Here is a 17,336-nt window from a genome sequence, read left to right as displayed (position 1 = left end):
TAACCCCGCCCGTTACACGGCGGGGTTCTTCAACCCGATAGGACACACATGGCACACACAATTCACGTTGACGTGGTTTCCGCTGAAGAACTGATTTTTTCAGGCGAAGCAGAATTCGTCGCGTTGCCGGGTGAGCAGGGCGAGCTGGGTATCTACCCACGCCACACGCCTTTGATTACCCGCATCCGTCCGGGCGCGGTCCGCATCAAGGTAGTCGGCCAGGCTGAAGAAGAGTTCGTCTTCGTTGCCGGCGGCCTGCTGGAAGTGCAACCGGATACCGTGACCGTCCTGGCCGATACCGCCATCCGCGGTCACGACCTGGATGAAGCGAAAGCGCTGGAAGCGAAGAAGTTGGCGGAAGAAAATATCCACAACAAGGATTCGGGCATCGACTACGCGCAAGCGCAAGCCGAGCTGGCCAGCGCGATTGCGCAGCTGGCAGCGATCCAGAAGCTGCGCAAGCTGTAATCAGCGAGCCAGCAGCAAGAAAGGCAGCCTTCGGGCTGCCTTTTTTTTCAGCAAAAATTAACGGCGTTTGTCTTTTCCCCGTTCCAGTCCCGCCTTCAAGATCGTCTTCCACTTGGCGCGCGCGGCGATGCGCTCGAGCGGCGTCTCGTCGATACGGCGCGCGTCGCGCAGCAGCTTGTGAAAATTGCGCAGGCGGTCCCCGTCGACGGCGCCGCGCACGGCGCAACCGGGTTCGCTGGCGTGCCGGCAGTCGCGGAACTGGCAGGTGGACGCCAGCTGCGCGATATCGTCGAACGTGGCCGCCAGGGTGTCCGCATCGGCATCGGCCCGCCAGCTGCGCAAGCCCGGCGTGTCGATGATGCAGGCGCCGCTGGCACACAGGTGCAGCGAGCGGGCCGTCGTCGTATGCCGGCCGCGGCCGTCGCCATGGCGCACGCCGTTGGTGGCCTGTCCGGCTGCGCACAGCGTATTGGTCAGGCTGGACTTGCCGGCGCCGGAAGAACCGAGCAGCACCAGGGTCTGGCCCGCACCCAGCCACGGTTCCAGGATGGCCACGTCGTACGCATGGCGCGTATCGACGGCAAACAGGGGCACGTGGGGCGGCAGGCGCTGTTTCAGCTGCGCCAGCTTGCCTGCCACGTCGTCGGCCACGTCAGCCTTGCTGAGCACCACCACGGGCGTCACGTGCGCCGCCAGCACAATGGCCAGATAGCGTTCCAGGCGGCGCGCGTTGAAATCCCCATCCATGCCCATCACCAGCAGGGCCGTATCGACATTGCTGGCGAGGACCTGGCGCCGGCCGTCATTGCCGCGCCGGGCGATCTGCGTGACCGGGGATAAGCGCGCCGTTATCCACAGCGTGCCGTGCGCGTCGGCTTCGGCGGCGACCCAGTCGCCGACCGTGAGGAGCTGCTCCTGTTCCAGCAGTGCGTGCAGCAGCTGCGGCAGCATCTGCGCCGGGCTTTCCCGCAAGCCGTCATGCACGATGATGCTGTCGCGGTGCACGGCGCTCACGCGCAGCAGCTGAGCTGCGGGGGAAGGGAGTTCGAGTTGGGCGGCTGCGCTGGCGATGGCCTGCTGCAGTCCGATGGGGCGTAGTTGCGCAAAATCGAGTGCGATCATGGTAGCGTGATTCCAAATTCTGTCGTCCGCGTGCGGACATGTCGCCTGCGCGTGCAGGCACCGCCAGTCGCGATGACTGGCACGAAAGAAAGGGAAGTCGGCTACGCGATCACGCGTATGGGCAATTGCAGGCTAAAGGTATGAGCCGGGAAAGACAGTGATCAGGCAGCCGACAGCACGGCAGTATCCGAATGGCGCATGTTGTCTACTCCTGTTGTGTGATGGAAAACGCCAGTGTGCCAGCGGCGTGCGCCGCCGTCAATGGATGGCGTGGTTCAGCTGCACATGCCGTAGGCGCTGCGCTCGGGGAAATAGCGGTAGGTAAACGTGCGCACGGGGTAGCGCTTGCCGCCGACGAGCATGTCGGGCATGGACAGATCGAAACGCTGCGGCAGCTGGCGCGGCAGCTGCAGCCGCAAGCGCCACTGGGTTTCCTTGCTGCTGCCCACGGCGGCAAACATGATGGGCAGCTGTTCGATGACGTCGACGATTTCCGCCTTCTGGTTCATGCCGCGCTGATAAATGGTGAGTATCTTGGCTGCGGCGAAGGGCGGTTTCTTTGGTTCTTCCAGCAAAAAGGAAAGGCGCGTAAAACTGGCTTGCGTACCGACCGGCAAGGTAAAAATCAGCGCCAGTTCCGTGCCGCCATCCTTCAGCGTGACGGGCGGCGTGGCATAGATGCTGATGCCGCGCGGCAGCTCGAAACGCGAGCCTTCCGTCCACGTCTTGCACTCCGGCGTGGTGGCCTGGTACAGGCTGGGCGCCGTGTAGTCATCGCAGGCGGTGACGAGCAGTAACAGTGGCAGCAGGGACAGGGCGGAACGGCGCATGGCAGGCAGTGGTTGGGGGAACGAGCCGACAGTGTAAGCGATCGCCACGCGATCCACCAGCGATGCTAGGCGTGCCCGGGCGGCGCGCGCCGCACCGACTGCAGCTGGCAGTGCGCCGCCTGCAGCGCATCCTTGAGGACGTCCAGGGCCAGTTGCGGCCGGGCCGCGCCGCACATGAAGATATCGACGGCGGCAAAGCTGCATTCGGGCCAGGTGTGGATGGAAATGTGCGATTCGGCCAGCAGCACCACGCCCGTGACGCCCTGGCCCGCGCCAAAGCTGTGGAAATGGCTGTGCAGCACCTGGGCGCCGGCCGTGGTGGCCGCTGCGCGCAGCAGGCGTTCGAGCGCCGCGCAGTCGCGCAGGCGTTCCGGCGCGATGCCCGACAGGTCGGCCAGCAGATGCGTGCCCAGCGGCAGATGCGGTGTGGCTGCCATGCCTATTTGTGGCTGCCGCCGCTGGAACCGCCGCCATAGCTGCCGCCGCCGCTGCCCGTGCGCGAACTCCAGCTGCTGCCGCTGCTGCTGCCGGCGACCTTGAACATGCGCACCCAGTTGGCGGCCGTGACGGAAAACGTCACCATCAAGGCATAGATCACATATTTACTCATGGGGGATTCTTTGCATTCTTGTCGAGAAAAACGGCCGGCAGGAACAGCGCCAGGCAGCCCAGCAAACTCCACATCAGGGTGCTGGAGAACGAGACGAACATCGGGATTGCATTGAGCACCAGCACGATGACGATGAAGACCTTGGCGATGCCGCGATGGCTCAGCTGGATATGCTGCGCCTTGGCGCCGCCGTGGAAGGCGGCGCCGAACCAGGCGGCCATCTGGTCGTAGGCGACGGGGATGGAGCGCGACCAGGTCATTTCCTCGCCCGTGATCTCCGCCGCCAGCTTGGTTTGCCCCTGCTCGAATTCAAACACGCGCGTGCTGTCGCCCACGGCCACCTTCCAGTTGAAGGCGCCCGCCGCATACACGACCTGCGAGCCGTAGTCATACAGCTTGGCATAGGTGGCGCCATCGAGCGTGCAGCGCTCCGCCTCCATGGACGGCCAGGTGGGCCAGTTCGGCAGCACGTTGGAGCGCGACCAGCCATCGTCCGTTTCCACCAGCCAGAAGAAGCCGGCGCGCGCGTTGTACAGCAGGTATTCATTCCACTCGCTGCCTTCGTCGTCGGCGCGGCGCATCATGCCGATCACCGTATAGTCGGCATTGCTGATCTTTGCGCTGGCGCCCAGTTCCAGCGTGATGTCGGCGTTGTCGTGCACCTGCTTGCCGATGGCCAGCACCTGCGCTTCCGGGCCGCTGGCGTCGAGCTGCGCGTGGCAGGCAGGGCACACCAGCTGCGCCGCTGCCCCAGGCACGTACTGGATGCCGCTGCCGCAGGACGGGCAGTCGAGCGCATCGAGCTTGCCGCGGTACTTGCCGGCGCTCCTGGCGATGGCATCGTCGTCGCGCAGCAGCTGGCACTGCAAGCCATCGAGGGTGACGGCCACGCCCTGGTAGACGACGGGCTGCGGGCCGTCCGTGTAGTCGAGCGTGACAAAGCTGGCGTAGTTGCGGAAGTCCGCCACCTGGATGCGCCAGCCGGCGCCCACCTTGAACGGCAATTCCCCCTGGCCGGCGATGCATTCGGCGTTGCGGATCTCGGCCGCCGTGTACGGCTCGCCGCAGATCGTGTAGCGGCGGCCCGGCGCCAGCTCGCCAAAGGCGGGCAGGGTGTCTTGCGTCGCGCGTTCGCGCGTCAGGGTGTACAGGCCGGACGAGTCGCCCAGCCAGGCCGTGCTGGCGTCGTCGAACAGCAGATACCATTCATTCCACGTGCCGGCGCTGTAGCGCTGCTGGATGCGCCCGACGACGGTGAAGTGGACGCCGTCGTGCACGCCGGCCGTGCCGATCTGGATCGGCGAATAGTCTTCCAGGACGGCCGACATCTTGCCCACGTCCCTGACGGAATCGGCGTCCTTGAGGATGGTGCTGTGGCAGTACTCGCACACGGCGAGCACGGAAGCGTGCGAGCGGAAGCGGACTTCCGCGCCGCAGCTGGGACAGGAAACAGTTTGCATGCAGTCGCGCTTAGCCGATCAGTTTTTTCAGCAGTTCAGCCTTGGCGCCGTCGTAGTCGGCCGGCGAAATGAGACCCTTGTCGAGCAGGCCCTTGAGCTTTTCCAGGCGCGCCTCGACCGGTTCTTCCGCGGGGGCGGGCGGCGCCGCCGGAACGGGTGCCGGGGCGGGCTGCTGCAATGCGCCCCCCATGCTCTGCGCCATCACCTGGCCGATCGACAGCCCGGCACCGAGACCGGCGCCGATGCCGGCCATGCCGCCTTCGTTCTGCGCCGCCAGCGGGATCGCATTGGCCACCTGGAATTTCGTGTAGCCGCTCATCTTGTCGGCGCCCAGGCCGCCCTTCATGCCGGCCGAGATGCGCTCGTCGAGCGCCGCCTGCAATTCCTCGGGCAGGCTGATGCTGGCCACATTGAATTCATCGAGGCCCACGCCATAGCGGGCAAACGCCTGCGCCAGGCCATCCTTGACTTCCTGCGCCATCAGCGCCTGGTTGGCGGCCATGTCGAGGAAGGGCACGTTCGCGCCGCCCAGCGAGCTGGCCATGCTCGACATCAGGATGCCGCGCAGCTGGTCTTCCACTTCGTCGCGCGTATAGACTTCGCGCGTGCCGCTGATCTCGGTGAAGAAGGTGCGGGCGTCGGCGATGCGGTACGAGTACATGCCGAAGGCGCGCACGCGGATCATGTCGAAATCCTTGTCGCGGATGGTGATCGGCTGCGGCGTGCCCCATTTGCGGCCCGTCTGCACGCGGGTGCTGAAGTAATACACGTCCGACTTGAACGGCGAATCGAACAGCTTGTCCCAGTTTTTCAGGTTGGTCAGCAGCGGCAAGGTCTGTGTGGTCAGCTTGTGCGTGCCGGGACCGAAAACGTCGGCGATCTTGCCTTCATTGACGAAGACGGCCACCTGCGATTCGCGCACATTGAGGATGGCGCCGTTCTGGATCTCGAAATCCTGCATGGGAAAGCGCCAGGCCAGCACGCCGTCCGTCTCTTCGTTCCATTGCAGTACGTCGATAAACTGTTTCTTGATAAAGCTGCCGAGGCTCATGATGGATGTCCTTGAAGAAGATGAAGCGGTGTCAGGAAATGCAGGCGGCGTTGATGGCGCCGATCGACAGCGAGATGGCGCCCAGCAGGCCGCCGAAGGCGCTGTTGTTCGATTCGATCTGGTCCTTCGACATGCGCAGCAGGCGCGTGGTCACCAGGTACACAAGCAGCTGTACCACCATGGCGCCGAAGGCCCAGGCGAAGAACTGCTGGTAGTCGGCCGTGTGCATCAGCGAGGAGGCGATGGTGGCGGAAAAGCCCAGCAGGGCGCCGCCCAGCGACAGCGCGGCCGCGTGGTTGCCCTGGCGGATCAGCAGCACCTCGTCATACGGCGTGACGCGCGTATAGATGATAAAAAATACAATCAGCAGCCCGGCGGCCAGTATAAGATGGATCAGATAGTTTAGGATGGCGGGCACGGCTTTCCTCGCAATGAGTATTTGATAACGTCAACGCATATTAGAACAAAAAAAAGTCCCATGAACAAAAAGATTCTGATTTTGTCCGTCTTCGTGGTCGCTTCCTGCGGCCTCGCGTATGAGCTGATCGCCGGCGCCATGTCCAGCTACCTGCTCGGCGACTCCATCCTGCAGTTTTCCACCATCATCGGCTGCTACCTGTTTGCCATGGGTGTGGGCGCTCACTTTTCAAAATATGTGCACGATGACGACGTGCTCTCGCGCTTTGTCGACATCGAACTGGCCGTGGGCCTGATCGGCGGCCTGTCGGCCGCCATCCTGTTCATGACCTTTTCGTGGATGGCCGCGCCTTTCCGCACCTTATTGTATGTGATGGTGTTCCTGATCGGCGCACTGGTCGGCATGGAAGTGCCGCTGGTGATGCGCGCCCTGAATTCGCGCCAGACGGAATTTTCCGAGCTGGTCAGCCGCGTGCTGACCTTCGATTACCTGGGCGCGCTGGCCGTCTCGCTGCTGTTCCCGCTGGTGCTGTCGCCGTACCTGGGGCTGGTGCGCACGGGCTTCCTGTTCGGCATGCTCAACGTGGGCGTGGGCCTGTGGACGATCTGGGTGTTCCGCACGGAGCTGAAGAACCTCACGGGGCGCTTCCTGCGCGCCTGCGCCGTGATGCTGTTGCTGGTCGCCGGCTTTGCCCTGTCCGACCGCATGGTGGCCTGGGGCGAGCACGGCCTGTTCGGCGACGAGATCGTGTATTCCACCACCACGCCCTACCAGCGCCTGGTGATCACGCGCTGGAAGGACGATACGCGCCTGTACATCAACGGCAACCTGCAGTTTTCCTCGCGCGACGAATACCGCTACCACGAGGCGCTGGTGCACCCCGTGCTCGAAGCGCTGCCGTGGGCGCGCCGCGTGCTGGTGCTGGGCGGCGGCGATGGCCTGGCGCTGCGCGAAATCCTGCGTTATCCCCAGATCGAACACGTCACCGTGGTCGACCTCGACCCGGCCATGACGGCCGCGTTTACCACGCGCCCGGAACTGGCAAGGCTCAATCACGGCTCGTTTTCGGACAAGCGCGTCACCGTCGTCAATGCCGATGCCGCCGTCTGGCTGCGCAACAACGGCGACATGTATGACGCGGCCATCGTCGATTTCCCCGATCCATCCAGCTTCGCGCTCGGTAAACTGTATTCCGTGCCGTTCTACGACCTGGTGAAAAAGCACCTGGCGGCCAAGGGCCTGATGGTGGTGCAATCGACCTCGCCCTTTTTTGCCCCGCACGCCTACTGGACCATCAATGCCACCCTGCGCGAAGTGGGCATGCGCACCTGGCCGTATCACGCCTACGTGCCGTCGTTCGGCGAATGGGGGTTTATCCTGGCCTCGCCCCAGCTCGATTACGTGCCGCCGAAAACCTACCGCCTGCCCATGCGCTACCTGAATGCGGACACCACGCGCGAGATGTTCATCTTCCCGCCCGACATGCAGCCGCTGCCCATGGCACCGAACCGTCTCAATACGCAGTCGCTCGTGCATGAATTCGAGCAGGACTGGCGCCAGGTGATCCGCTGATGCAGCGCCGTTCCTTCATGCTGTGGGCCGCCGGCGGCACCGCGGCGGCGGCGGCCGGCATCGGCAGCATCGCCGCGTACCTGCGCTGGCAGGAGATCACGCCGAAGGTGCTGTACCCGGGCCGCAGCGAGGGGCATTATTTGCGCAAGCTGCTGCGCGAGCGCACGGCGCTGCCGCCACCGGGCGAGACCGTCACTACCGACGTGGCCATTCTCGGCTCCGGCATCGCCGGGCTGACTGCCGCCTGGCGCTTGAATAAACTGGGTCACCAGGATTTCCTCATGATCGATGGGCCGCAGCCGTATGGCAACGCGGCCGGCGGCCACTTCGGCGAGCTCGCCTATCCGACGGGCGGCCACTATCTGCCGCTGCCTTCGCCCGAATCGACCCATGTGCGCGAGATCCTGTTCGACCTGGGGATTATCCAGCGCGATCCGCAGGCCGAAAAACCGTATTACGACGAGCGTTTCATCCTGCACGCGCCCGAGGAGCGGCTGCTGTTCAACGGCCACTGGCAGGATGGCTTCATCCCCACGGAAGGCGTGCCGCCGGCGGAACTGGCGCAGCATGAACGCTTCTTTGCCGAGGTGCAGCGCCTGCGCCAGGCGCATGGCAACGACGGCAAGCGCGTCTTCGTGTTCCCGACCGTGGCATCGTCGCAGGATCCGGCCTGGCAGGCGCTCGACAGCATCACCCTGAAACAATGGATGGAGCGCGAAGGCTATACCTCGCTCACCCTGCACTGGTACCTGAACTACTGCTGCCGCGACGACTACGGCACGCGCTACGACCAGGTTTCGGCCTGGGCCGGCCTGCACTACTACTGCAGCCGCTGGGGCCAGGCGGCAAATGCGGGCAATGGTGCCTGGCTGACCTGGCCGGGCGGCATGCAGCCCGTGGCCACGGCCATGGAGCAGGCGTCGGGCGTGCGGCGCAGGAGCGGCACGGTGGTTTCCGTGCAGACGACGGCGCAGGGCGTGGAAGCGCTGTGCCTGGAACTGGTCGATGGCCAGCCGCGCACCTACCTGGTCAAGGCGCGCAAGGCCATCTGCGCCATGCCCTTGTATGTGGCGGCGCGCGTGGTCAGCGACATCGCCAGCTATGGCTACGACCTCAAGCGCGATACGCCCGCGTATGCGCCGTGGCTGGTGGCCAATTTCCTGCTCAAGCGTTTTCCCGACGAACTGCCGCATGCGCCCCTGTGCTGGGACAACGTGGTGTACCAGGAGCCGGGCCTCGGCTATGTCGTCTCCACGCACCAGGACATCCGCGTGCGCCCGCCCGAGAAAACCGTCTTCAGCGCCTATGTGGCCCTGTCCGACCGCACGCCGCAGGAGGCGCGCAAGTGGTTAGATGTGGCCACGCCCGAAGAATTGCTGGCGCTGGCCAGCGTCGACCTGGAAACGGCGTATGGACGCGATTTTGCCCGCTGCGTGGAACGGGTCGACATCACCGTGCGCGGCCACGCCATGGCCGCGCCCTTGCCCGGCTTTCGCAGCAATGCGGGCTTGAAGGCGCTGCGCGAGCACGATGGCGCGATCCTGTTCGCGCATGCGGATCTGTCGGGCTTTTCCGTGTTCGAGGAAGCGGCGTGGTGGGGAGACCGGGCGGCGCGCCTGGCGGCTAAATAAAAAGGCCGGCGCGAACGCCGGCCAGAGCCCCCTAAGGCTCGAACCTGTGCTTCCTTGTTCTTCTCATTTATTTTTATTAATGACGTCGATGAACACGGCCGCCAGCAGCACCAGGCCCTTGATCACCTGCTGGTAATCGATGCCGATGCCCATGATGGACATGCCGTTGTTCATCACGCCCATGATGAAGGCGCCGATGACGGCCCCCATCACCTTGCCCACGCCGCCCGAGGCCGAGGCGCCGCCGATGAAGCAGGCGGCGATCACGTCCAGCTCGAATCCCGTGCCCGCTTTCGGCGTGGCCGTGTTCAGGCGCGCGGCGAAGATCAGGCCGGCCAGCGCGGCCAGCATGCCCATGTTGACGAAGGTGTAGAAGCTGACCCGTTCCGTCTTGATGCCGGACAGGCGCGCCGCCTTCTCGTTGCCGCCCACGGCATACACGCGGCGCCCCATCACGGTGCGGTTGGTAACAAAGGTGTAGGCGACGATGAGCAGCGACATCACGGCCAGCACGTTGGGAAAGCCGCGGTACGACGCCAGCAGATAGCTGAAATACACCATCACGGCGGCGAAGATGGCGTTTTTCAGCAGGAAGAAGGCGCGCGGCTCGTTTTCCATGCCGTGCTTCATCTGCTTGGCGCGGCTGCGCAGCGAGGTGACGATCAGCGCGGCGGCGGCGATCACGCCCAGCAGCAGCGACAGGCCGCGCAGGTTTTCGCCGCCGAACGGGTCGGGCAGGAAGCCCGAGCTGAGCATCTGGAAGCCTTCCGGGAACGGGCCGACCGACTGGCCCGCCAGCAGCGCCAGGGTCAGGCCCTTGAAGACCAGCATGCCGGCCAGGGTGACGATGAAGGACGGGATCTTGAAAAAAGCGACGAAATACCCTTGCGCGCCGCCGATCACGGCGCCGGCCAGCAGGCAGAGGATGCTGGCGGCGACAAAATGCATGTGGTAATTGACGATCAGGACGGCCGCCAGCGCGCCCACGAAGCCGACCACCGAGCCGACGGACAAATCGATATGGCCGGCCACGATGACCATCAGCATGCCCAGCGCCATGATGACGATATAGCTGTTTTGCAGCACCAAGTTGGTCAGGTTCAGCGGCTGCATCAGGGTGCCGTCGGTCATGTACTGGAAAAAGCCCATGATGACGATCAGGGAGAGCAGCATGCCGTAGTCGCGCATATTGTTTTTCAGGAAGCCGGCATAGCTCTTGGCGGCTGGCGCCGTGCTGGGGGCGGCGCCTGCCGCCGTCCCCGCTGTCAGTTTATTGTCCATTGTTTTCTCCGTGTGTAACGATCGCGCGCATGATGCGTTCCTGCGACGCTTCTGCTGCGCTCAGTTCTGCCGCGAAGCGGCCTTCGTTCATGACATAGATCCGGTCGCACATGCCCAGCAATTCCGGCATTTCCGAGGAAATCATGATGATGCATTTGCCTTCGGCGGCCAGCTCGCTGATGATGCTGTAGATTTCGTATTTGGCGCCGACGTCGATGCCGCGGCTCGGTTCATCGAGGATCAGGATGTCGGGGCGCGAAAACAGCCACTTCGCCAGCACCACTTTCTGCTGGTTGCCGCCGGACAGGTTGACCACTTTTTGCAGGATGCTCGAGCAGCGGATCTTGAGCTTGCGGCGGAATTCGTCGGCCACGCCGAATTCGCGCGCCTCGTCGATGACCGTGCGGGTCGATACCGCATCGAGGTTGGCCAGGCTGGTGTTTTTCTTGATGTCTTCCTCGAGGATCAGGCCCAGGCCCTTGCGGTCTTCCGTGACATACGCGAGGCCGTGGCCGATCGCCTTGCCGATGGTGCTGACGTCGATTTCCTGGCCATTCTTGAGCACCGTGCCGCTGATGCGCTGGCCGTAGGCGCGTCCGAAAATGCTCATCGCCAGTTCCGTGCGTCCGGAGCCCATCAAGCCGGCGATGCCGATGATCTCGCCCTTTTTGGCGTGCATGTTGATGCCCTTGATGACGGGACGCTCGGCATGCTCGGGGTGGAACACGCGCCAGTCGCGCACCTCGAAGATGGTCTCGCCGATGGTGGGCGTGCGCGGCGGATAGCGGTCCGCCATCTCGCGCCCGACCATTTTTTCGATGATGCGGTCTTCGCTGACGGGCTTCACGCGGCAGTCGAAGCTGTCGACCGTGTTCCCGTCGCGCAGCACCGTGATGGCATCGGCGACCCTGGAGATTTCATTGAGCTTGTGCGAGATCAGGATCGAGGCGATACCCTGGCGTTTCAGGTCCAGCAGCAAATCGAGCAGGGCTGCGCTGTCGCTCTCGTTCAGGCTGGCCGTCGGCTCGTCGAGGATCAGCAGCTTGACGTCCTTGCACAGCGCCTTGGCGATTTCGATCAGCTGCTGCTTGCCCACGCCCAGGTTGGTGATCAGGGTGTCGGGCGACTCCTTGAGGCCCACCTTTTGCAGCAGCTCGCGCGTCTTCGCTTGCGCGTATTCCCAGTCGATGACACCCATATGGGCCGGTTCGTTGCCGAGGAAGATATTCTCGGCGATCGACAGCAGCGGCACCAGCGCCAGTTCCTGGTGGATGATGATGATGCCGATTTCTTCGCTGTCCTTGATGCCGCGGAAGTGCCGCGTCTGACCCAGGTAGTCGATGTCGCCCGTGTAGCTGCCATGGCCGTACACGCCGCTCAGCACTTTCATCAGGGTCGATTTGCCGGCGCCGTTTTCGCCGACGATGGCGTGGATCTCGCCGCTGCGTACCCGCAGGTTGACATTGTCGAGCGCAACGACGCCCGGGAATGTTTTGCGTATCCCGCGCATTTCCAGGATAGTGTTCGTCATATAACCTCTCTGGCACGACCGCATGCTGCTTGGCTTCGGTCGTGCGGCAGTCTTGTTCTGGATAGTGCATGAAGCGAAAGGCCCGGCATGGCCGGGCCTTCAGTAGCGTGGCCGCTTATTTCACTTGCGCTTCCGTGTAGTAGCCGCTGCCGGTGACGAGCACCTGCTTCCAGTTCGTCTTGTCGACGGTGACGGGTTTGAGCAGGTAGGACGGCACCACCTTGATGCCGTTGTTATAGGTCTTCGTGTCGTTGACGGTCGGGACCTTGCCCGACATCATGGCGTCGACCATATTTGCCGTCACCTTGGCCAGCTCGCGCGTGTCCTTGAACACGGTCGATGCCTGTTCGCCGCGGATGATCGATTTCACCGACGGGATTTCCGCATCCTGGCCCGTCACGACGGGGAACGGCTGTTTCGGCGTGCCGTAGCCGACGCCCTTGAGCGAGGACAGGATGCCGATGCTCAAGCCGTCATACGGCGACAGCACCGCGTCGACTCTCGCATTGCCGTAATAGGCGCTGAGCAGGTTGTCCATGCGCGCCTGCGCCACGGCGCCGTCCCAGCGCAGGGTGGCGACCTTTTCCATGCCCATCTGCTTCGAGCGCACCACCAGCTTGCCGCTGTCGATGTACGGTTTCAGGACCGACAGCGCGCCGTTGTAGAAGAAGTGCGCGTTGTTGTCGTCGGCCGAGCCGCCGAACAGCTCGATATTGAACGGGCCCTTGCCTTCCTTGAGTTTCAGCGCCGATTCGATATAGCCCGCCTGCAGCACGCCGACCTGGAAGTTGTCGAAGGTGGCGTAGTAATCGATGTTCTTCGTGCCACGGATCAAACGGTCATACGAGATGACCTTGATGCCCTTGTCGGCCGCTTTTTGCAGCACGTTCGACAGGGTGGTGCCGTCGATGGCGGCAATCACCAGCACCTTGGCGCCCTTGGTGATCATGTTTTCCACCTGCGCCAGCTGGTTCGGGATATCGTCGTCGGCAAACTGCAGGTCCGTCTTGTAGCCGCGCTCCTTGAATACCTTGACCATGTTGTCGCCGTCGGCGATCCAGCGCATGGACGATTTGGTCGGCATCGAGATGCCGATGGCGCCCTTGTCGGCGGCGCTTGTCACGGGTATTACGGCCATGCCGGAGATGGCCAGCGCCAGGCTCGCGGTCAGCATTTTCATTGTTGTTTTCATTTCAGGTCTCCACCGTCTTCGATAGTTGAATGTGCCAGGGCCGTCGTCCCAGTGGGCGGGCTCCGTGCGGATGGCCAATTGCAGGCCACGGCTGATACTAGTTTGTCCATCCATCCCCCACCAATCACTTTTTTCACATCGGCGATATCCAAAACGGTATCGATCAGCAGATTGATGCAATGCGCCATGCGGCCCCTTCCAGCCGTGCGGGCAGGGCAGGAATGCAGGCCGTGCGGCGGCTTTTTTTGGTGCGCTGCAATACCAATAATCATCATCCAATTTGGTGATTTTCGTAATTGCGGCGACACAGGCCGGCGCGCAGAATCGGTCCGGACTTGAAGACCAGCCATCCCGCCACGCTCTTTTGAAAGCTTGCCATGCAGCCGATTTCTCCCGCCTCCCTGTTGCCCGCCGATCTGGCGCAGGCCACCCTCGTCGGCCGCATCTGGCGTGACGGTCCCTGCGTCGTCGCCGTGCGCGGCGGCGAAGCGGTCGACATCACGCAGACGGCAGCGACGGTGGCGGAACTGTTCGAGCGCAGCGACGCGCTCGATATCGCCCGCCATGCGCCCGGTATTGCGCTCGGCCCCGTGCAGGCGCTGATGGCGCAAGCCCTGGCCGCGCCAGCCGATCAGCCGCTGCTGCTGGCGCCGTGCGACCTGCAAGCCGTCAAGGCCTGCGGCGTGACGTTTGCCGTCAGCCTGCTGGAACGGGTGATCGAGGAACAGGCGGGCGGCGACGCGGCACGCGCGGCCAGCCTGCGCGCTGCGCTGCAAGCCACCCTGGGCAGCGACCTGTCGGCCTTGCAGCCCGGCTCGGACGCGGCGCAGCGGCTGAAACAGCAGTTGCAGCAGCGCGGCGCCTGGTCGCAATACATGGAAGTGGGGATCGGCCCCGATGCGGAAGTGTTTACCAAGGCGCAGCCCATGTCTTCCGTTGGCTGCGGCGCGCAGGTGGGCTTGCTGCCGTCGTCGGCCTGGAACAACCCGGAGCCGGAAATCGTCCTGGCCGTCAACAGCCGCGGCCAGGTGCTGGGGGCGACCTTGGGCAACGACGTCAACCTGCGCGATATCGAAGGGCGCAGCGCCCTCTTGCTGGGCAAGGCCAAGGACAACAACGCTTCCTGCGCCATCGGCCCCTTCATCCGACTGTTCGACGACGGTTTTACGCTCGATACCGTGCGCCAGGCGGAAGTGTCGCTGCTGATCGAAGGCGCGGACGACGGCTTCGTGCTCGAAGGCGCCAGCTTCATGCGCGAGATCAGCCGCGACCCGCTGGACCTGGTGCGCCAGACGGCGGGGCAGTACCACCAGTATCCGGATGGCTTCATGCTTTTCCTCGGCACGATGTTCTCGCCCGTGAAGGACCGCGCCGCGCAGGGCGGCGGCTTCAGCCACCACCTGGGCGACCGGGTCACCATCGCCAGCACCGCGCTGGGCGCGCTGGTCAACGAAGTGCAGCGCTGCGATGCGATTCCTCCCTGGACGTTTGGCGTGCGCGCGCTGTACCGGAGCCTGGCGCAGCGCGGCCTGATCTGATTTCCCCCTTCCTATAACGAGAGACACCATGCAACATGCAAGCTATCCCAGCCTGGCAGGCCAACGCGTCGTCATCACGGGCGGCGGCACCGGCATCGGCGTGGCCATCGTCGAGGCGTTTGCGCGCCAGGGCGCCCACGTCACCTTTCTCGACATCGCCAGCGAAGCGTCGCTGGCGCTGCAGGAAAAACTGGCGCACCTGCCGCAGCCTCCCGTTTTCCGCTATTGCGACCTGACGGACCTGGAGGCCCTGGCCGCCACCTTCGCCGAGATCGAACACAGCGTGGGTGCCACGGATATCCTCGTCAACAACGCGGCCAATGACGACCGCCACCAGCTGCAGGACGTCACGCCCGCCTACTGGGACGAGCGCATCGCCGTCAACCTGCGCCACCAGTACTTCTGCGCGCAGGCGGTGGCGCCCGCCATGCGCGCCAAGGGGCGCGGCGTGATTCTCAACCTGGGCTCGATTTCCTGGCATCTGGCGCAAGCGAACCTGTCGATCTACATGACGGCGAAAGCCGGCATCGAGGGCCTGACCCGCGGCCTGGCGCGCGACCTGGGTGTCGACGGCATCCGCGTCAACTGCATCATTCCCGGCGCCGTGCGCACGCCGCGCCAAGAGCGGCTGTGGCATACGCCGGAGGCGGAAGCCGTGATCCTGCAGGGACAATGCCTGCAGGTGCGCGTGGAGCCGGACGACGTGGCGGCGCTGGCGCTGTTCCTGGCGTCAGACAATGCGGCCAAGTGCGCCGGACGCGAATACTATGTCGACGCAGGCTGGTACGGCGCATGAACGTTCCCGCCCATCGCCCGTCGCGGCGCTTCCGCTCGCAGGACTGGTTCGACAATCCCGAGCACATCGACATGACGGCGCTGTACCTGGAGCGCTTCATGAACTACGGGATCACGGCCGAGGAGCTGCGTTCGGGCCGTCCCATCATCGGTATTGCGCAAAGCGGCAGCGATATCAGTCCCTGCAACCGCATCCACCTGGAGCTGGCGCAGCGCGTGCGCGACGGCATCCGCGACGCGGGCGGCATCCCGATGGAATTCCCGCTGCACCCGATCTTCGAGAATTGCCGCCGTCCTACAGCCGCGCTGGACCGCAACCTGGCGTATCTGGGCCTGGTGGAAATTCTGCACGGCTACCCGATCGATGCCGTGGTGCTGACCACGGGCTGCGACAAGACGACGCCGGCCCAGCTGATGGCTGCCGCCACGGTGGACATTCCCGCCATCGTGCTGTCGGGCGGTCCCATGCTCGACGGCTGGATGGACGGCGAACTGGTGGGCTCGGGAGCGGCCATCTGGAAGGGCCGCCGCCAGCTGTCCGCCGGCTTGATCGACAACGACAAATTCCTGCAGATCGCCGCCGCCTCGGCGCCGTCGGCCGGCCACTGCAACACCATGGGCACGGCATCGACCATGAATGCGCTGGCCGAGGCGCTGGGCATGTCCCTGACGGGCTGCTCGGCCATTCCCGCGCCGTACCGCGAACGGGGCCAGATCGCCTACGAAACGGGACGCCGCATCGTCGGCATGGCGCATGACGACGTGCGCCCGTCGAGCATCCTCACGCGCGCGGCGTTCCTGGACGCCATCATCGTCAACGCCGCCATCGGCGGCTCCACCAACGCCCAGCCGCACCTGATGGCCATGGCGCGCCATGCGGGCGTGGAATTGGCGTCAAGCGACTGGATGGCGCACGGCTACGACGTGCCGCTGCTGTTGAACATGCAGCCGGCCGGCAAATACCTGGGCGAGCGCTTCCACCGCGCCGGCGGCGTGCCGGCCGTGATGTGGGAGCTGCTGCAGGCGGGTTTGCTGCACGCCGAGCGCCCCACCGTCACGGGCCGGAGCATGGCGGAGAACCTGGCCGGGCGCGAAAGCGCGGACCGCGAGATGATCCGCCCGTTTGCCGCGCCGTTGAAGGAAAAGGCCGGTTTCATGGCCTTGCAGGGCAACCTGTTCGATTTCGCCATCATGAAGACCAGCGTGATTTCGCCCGCTTTCCGCGAGCGCTATCTGTCGCGCCCCGGCAGCGAAGGCGTGTTCGAGGCGCGCGCCATCGTCTTTGATGGTTCGTCCGACTACCACGCGCGCATCAACGACCCGGCGCTGGGCATCGACGACAGCTGCATGCTGGTCATGCGCGGCGCCGGTCCCGTGGGCTGGCCCGGTTCGGCCGAAGTGGTCAACATGCAGCCGCCCGACGCGCTGCTCAAGGCGGGCATCCTGAACTTGCCGACCCTGGGCGACGGGCGCCAGTCGGGCACCTCGGACAGCCCGTCGATCCTGAACGCCTCGCCGGAAAGCGCCGTGGGCGGCGGCCTGGCCTTGCTGCGCACGGGCGACATCATCCGCGTTGACCTGAACGGGGGCCAGTGCGACATGCTGGTCGATGCGCAGGAGCTGGCGCGCCGCGCCACGGAGCTGCCGCCGCCAGTCCACGACAGCGCCACGCCATGGCAGGAAATCTACCGCGCCAGCGTGGGCCAGCTGGAAACGGGCGCCTGCATGGAGCTGGCGCTGAAGTATCGGGCCGTGGGACAGACCTTGCCACGCCATAACCACTGATTTTTGAAGCCGCAACACCCGTAGTGAAAAAACGTCGTTAAAAAAATCCAAC

At 64.4% G+C, this 17,336-nt stretch carries 17 protein-coding genes; 6 read left to right on the top strand and 11 right to left on the bottom strand.

Annotation, left to right across the window (positions count from 1 at the left end):
* Window positions 1-48 precede the first annotated feature (48 nt).
* The gene (locus VPH41_RS22615) at window positions 49-468 is read left to right on the top strand and encodes a F0F1 ATP synthase subunit epsilon (protein ID WP_077398374.1); all 420 of its coding nucleotides are present in this window, start codon (window positions 49-51) and stop codon (window positions 466-468) included.
* Between the two features lie 57 nt (window positions 469-525).
* On the opposite strand, the gene rsgA is transcribed toward VPH41_RS22615, so the two are convergent.
* From rsgA to VPH41_RS22580, 7 genes are all read right to left on the bottom strand, one after another.
* Window positions 526-1,590 (bottom strand): ribosome small subunit-dependent GTPase A, encoded by a 1,065-nt coding sequence (gene rsgA, locus VPH41_RS22610; RefSeq protein WP_328571564.1) that lies wholly within the window; start codon window positions 1,588-1,590, stop codon window positions 526-528.
* 275 nt (window positions 1,591-1,865) lie between these two features.
* Complete coding sequence (locus VPH41_RS22605; protein WP_152257821.1) at window positions 1,866-2,420, bottom strand: hypothetical protein; 555 nt, start codon at window positions 2,418-2,420, stop codon at window positions 1,866-1,868.
* Window positions 2,421-2,485: 65 nt separating this feature from the next.
* The gene (gene speD / locus VPH41_RS22600) at window positions 2,486-2,857 is read right to left on the bottom strand and encodes an adenosylmethionine decarboxylase (protein ID WP_328571563.1); all 372 of its coding nucleotides are present in this window, start codon (window positions 2,855-2,857) and stop codon (window positions 2,486-2,488) included.
* Window positions 2,858-2,859: 2 nt separating this feature from the next.
* Window positions 2,860-3,030, bottom strand: a complete 171-nt coding sequence (locus VPH41_RS22595; protein ID WP_157814714.1) for a hypothetical protein — start codon at window positions 3,028-3,030, stop codon at window positions 2,860-2,862.
* A complete protein-coding gene (locus VPH41_RS22590; RefSeq protein ID WP_328571562.1) occupies window positions 3,027-4,490 on the bottom strand; it encodes a DUF4178 domain-containing protein in 1,464 nt (487 codons plus the stop codon). The genes VPH41_RS22595 and VPH41_RS22590 overlap by 4 nt, the downstream gene beginning before the upstream one ends.
* Before the next feature lie 10 nt (window positions 4,491-4,500).
* Complete coding sequence (locus tag VPH41_RS22585; RefSeq protein WP_328571561.1) at window positions 4,501-5,541, bottom strand: SPFH domain-containing protein; 1,041 nt, start codon at window positions 5,539-5,541, stop codon at window positions 4,501-4,503.
* A gap of 31 nt (window positions 5,542-5,572) precedes the next feature.
* Entirely contained in the window at window positions 5,573-5,959 is a 387-nt protein-coding gene (locus tag VPH41_RS22580) for a DUF350 domain-containing protein (protein ID WP_152283859.1), read from the bottom strand.
* 60 nt (window positions 5,960-6,019) lie between these two features.
* On the opposite strand from VPH41_RS22580, the gene VPH41_RS22575 reads away from it, so the two are divergent.
* Both VPH41_RS22575 and VPH41_RS22570 read left to right on the top strand, forming a co-directional pair.
* Window positions 6,020-7,531, top strand: a complete 1,512-nt coding sequence (locus VPH41_RS22575; protein WP_328571560.1) for a polyamine aminopropyltransferase — start codon at window positions 6,020-6,022, stop codon at window positions 7,529-7,531.
* On the top strand, window positions 7,531-9,162 hold the full coding sequence (locus VPH41_RS22570) for an NAD(P)-binding protein (protein ID WP_328571559.1): 1,632 nt from the start codon (window positions 7,531-7,533) through the stop codon (window positions 9,160-9,162). Before VPH41_RS22575 ends, VPH41_RS22570 begins: the two co-directional genes overlap by 1 nt.
* A 63-nt stretch (window positions 9,163-9,225) precedes the next feature.
* Here the strand turns inward: VPH41_RS22570 and mmsB are convergent, their stop codons facing one another.
* The 4 genes from mmsB to VPH41_RS22550 form a co-directional block, all read right to left on the bottom strand.
* A complete protein-coding gene (gene mmsB, locus VPH41_RS22565; protein ID WP_152283862.1) occupies window positions 9,226-10,443 on the bottom strand; it encodes a multiple monosaccharide ABC transporter permease in 1,218 nt (405 codons plus the stop codon).
* Window positions 10,433-11,974 (bottom strand): multiple monosaccharide ABC transporter ATP-binding protein, encoded by a 1,542-nt coding sequence (gene mmsA, locus VPH41_RS22560; RefSeq protein WP_328571558.1) that lies wholly within the window; start codon window positions 11,972-11,974, stop codon window positions 10,433-10,435. Before mmsA ends, mmsB begins: the two co-directional genes overlap by 11 nt.
* A 115-nt stretch (window positions 11,975-12,089) precedes the next feature.
* The gene (gene chvE / locus VPH41_RS22555) at window positions 12,090-13,112 is read right to left on the bottom strand and encodes a multiple monosaccharide ABC transporter substrate-binding protein (RefSeq protein ID WP_442906310.1); all 1,023 of its coding nucleotides are present in this window, start codon (window positions 13,110-13,112) and stop codon (window positions 12,090-12,092) included.
* A 50-nt stretch (window positions 13,113-13,162) separates the two neighbouring features.
* Entirely contained in the window at window positions 13,163-13,516 is a 354-nt protein-coding gene (locus VPH41_RS22550; RefSeq protein ID WP_328571556.1) for a hypothetical protein, read from the bottom strand.
* A 27-nt stretch (window positions 13,517-13,543) separates the two neighbouring features.
* Here VPH41_RS22550 and VPH41_RS22545 point away from each other — a divergent pair, with 27 nt between their 5' ends.
* From VPH41_RS22545 to VPH41_RS22535, 3 genes are read left to right on the top strand one after another with little or no spacing between them, the layout of a single operon-like run.
* The gene (locus VPH41_RS22545; protein WP_328571555.1) at window positions 13,544-14,704 is read left to right on the top strand and encodes a fumarylacetoacetate hydrolase family protein; all 1,161 of its coding nucleotides are present in this window, start codon (window positions 13,544-13,546) and stop codon (window positions 14,702-14,704) included.
* A gap of 28 nt (window positions 14,705-14,732) precedes the next feature.
* Window positions 14,733-15,500, top strand: coding sequence for an SDR family NAD(P)-dependent oxidoreductase (locus tag VPH41_RS22540; RefSeq protein WP_328571554.1), 768 nt, complete (start codon window positions 14,733-14,735; stop codon window positions 15,498-15,500).
* Complete coding sequence (locus tag VPH41_RS22535) at window positions 15,497-17,284, top strand: IlvD/Edd family dehydratase (RefSeq protein ID WP_328571553.1); 1,788 nt, start codon at window positions 15,497-15,499, stop codon at window positions 17,282-17,284. Before VPH41_RS22540 ends, VPH41_RS22535 begins: the two co-directional genes overlap by 4 nt.
* Window positions 17,285-17,336 lie beyond the last annotated feature (52 nt).

Origin of the sequence: Janthinobacterium sp. P210006 (genome assembly GCF_036231885.1) — a bacterium.
Classification (GTDB): domain Bacteria; phylum Pseudomonadota; class Gammaproteobacteria; order Burkholderiales; family Burkholderiaceae_D; genus Janthinobacterium; species Janthinobacterium violaceinigrum.
The sequence above is the reverse complement of the archived record's forward strand: the minus strand, read 5'-3'. Positions and strand labels throughout refer to the sequence as shown.

Excerpts from the sequence above, each read along its gene's own strand:
- VPH41_RS22615 (WP_077398374.1), top strand. The coding sequence starts at position 49 with ATGGCACACACAATTCACGTTGACGTGGTTTCCGCTGAAGAACTGATT.
- rsgA (WP_328571564.1), bottom strand. The coding sequence starts at position 1,590 with ATGATCGCACTCGATTTTGCGCAACTACGCCCCATCGGACTGCAGCAG.
- VPH41_RS22605 (WP_152257821.1), bottom strand. The coding sequence starts at position 2,420 with ATGCGCCGTTCCGCCCTGTCCCTGCTGCCACTGTTACTGCTCGTCACC.
- speD (WP_328571563.1), bottom strand. The coding sequence starts at position 2,857 with ATGGCAGCCACACCGCATCTGCCGCTGGGCACGCATCTGCTGGCCGAC.
- VPH41_RS22595 (WP_157814714.1), bottom strand. The coding sequence starts at position 3,030 with ATGAGTAAATATGTGATCTATGCCTTGATGGTGACGTTTTCCGTCACG.
- VPH41_RS22590 (WP_328571562.1), bottom strand. The coding sequence starts at position 4,490 with ATGCAAACTGTTTCCTGTCCCAGCTGCGGCGCGGAAGTCCGCTTCCGC.
- VPH41_RS22585 (WP_328571561.1), bottom strand. The coding sequence starts at position 5,541 with ATGAGCCTCGGCAGCTTTATCAAGAAACAGTTTATCGACGTACTGCAA.
- VPH41_RS22575 (WP_328571560.1), top strand. The coding sequence starts at position 6,020 with ATGAACAAAAAGATTCTGATTTTGTCCGTCTTCGTGGTCGCTTCCTGC.
- VPH41_RS22570 (WP_328571559.1), top strand. The coding sequence starts at position 7,531 with ATGCAGCGCCGTTCCTTCATGCTGTGGGCCGCCGGCGGCACCGCGGCG.
- mmsB (WP_152283862.1), bottom strand. The coding sequence starts at position 10,443 with ATGGACAATAAACTGACAGCGGGGACGGCGGCAGGCGCCGCCCCCAGC.
- mmsA (WP_328571558.1), bottom strand. The coding sequence starts at position 11,974 with ATGACGAACACTATCCTGGAAATGCGCGGGATACGCAAAACATTCCCG.
- chvE (WP_442906310.1), bottom strand. The coding sequence starts at position 13,112 with ATGGCCGTAATACCCGTGACAAGCGCCGCCGACAAGGGCGCCATCGGC.
- VPH41_RS22550 (WP_328571556.1), bottom strand. The coding sequence starts at position 13,516 with ATGGCTGGTCTTCAAGTCCGGACCGATTCTGCGCGCCGGCCTGTGTCG.
- VPH41_RS22545 (WP_328571555.1), top strand. The coding sequence starts at position 13,544 with ATGCAGCCGATTTCTCCCGCCTCCCTGTTGCCCGCCGATCTGGCGCAG.
- VPH41_RS22540 (WP_328571554.1), top strand. The coding sequence starts at position 14,733 with ATGCAACATGCAAGCTATCCCAGCCTGGCAGGCCAACGCGTCGTCATC.
- VPH41_RS22535 (WP_328571553.1), top strand. The coding sequence starts at position 15,497 with ATGAACGTTCCCGCCCATCGCCCGTCGCGGCGCTTCCGCTCGCAGGAC.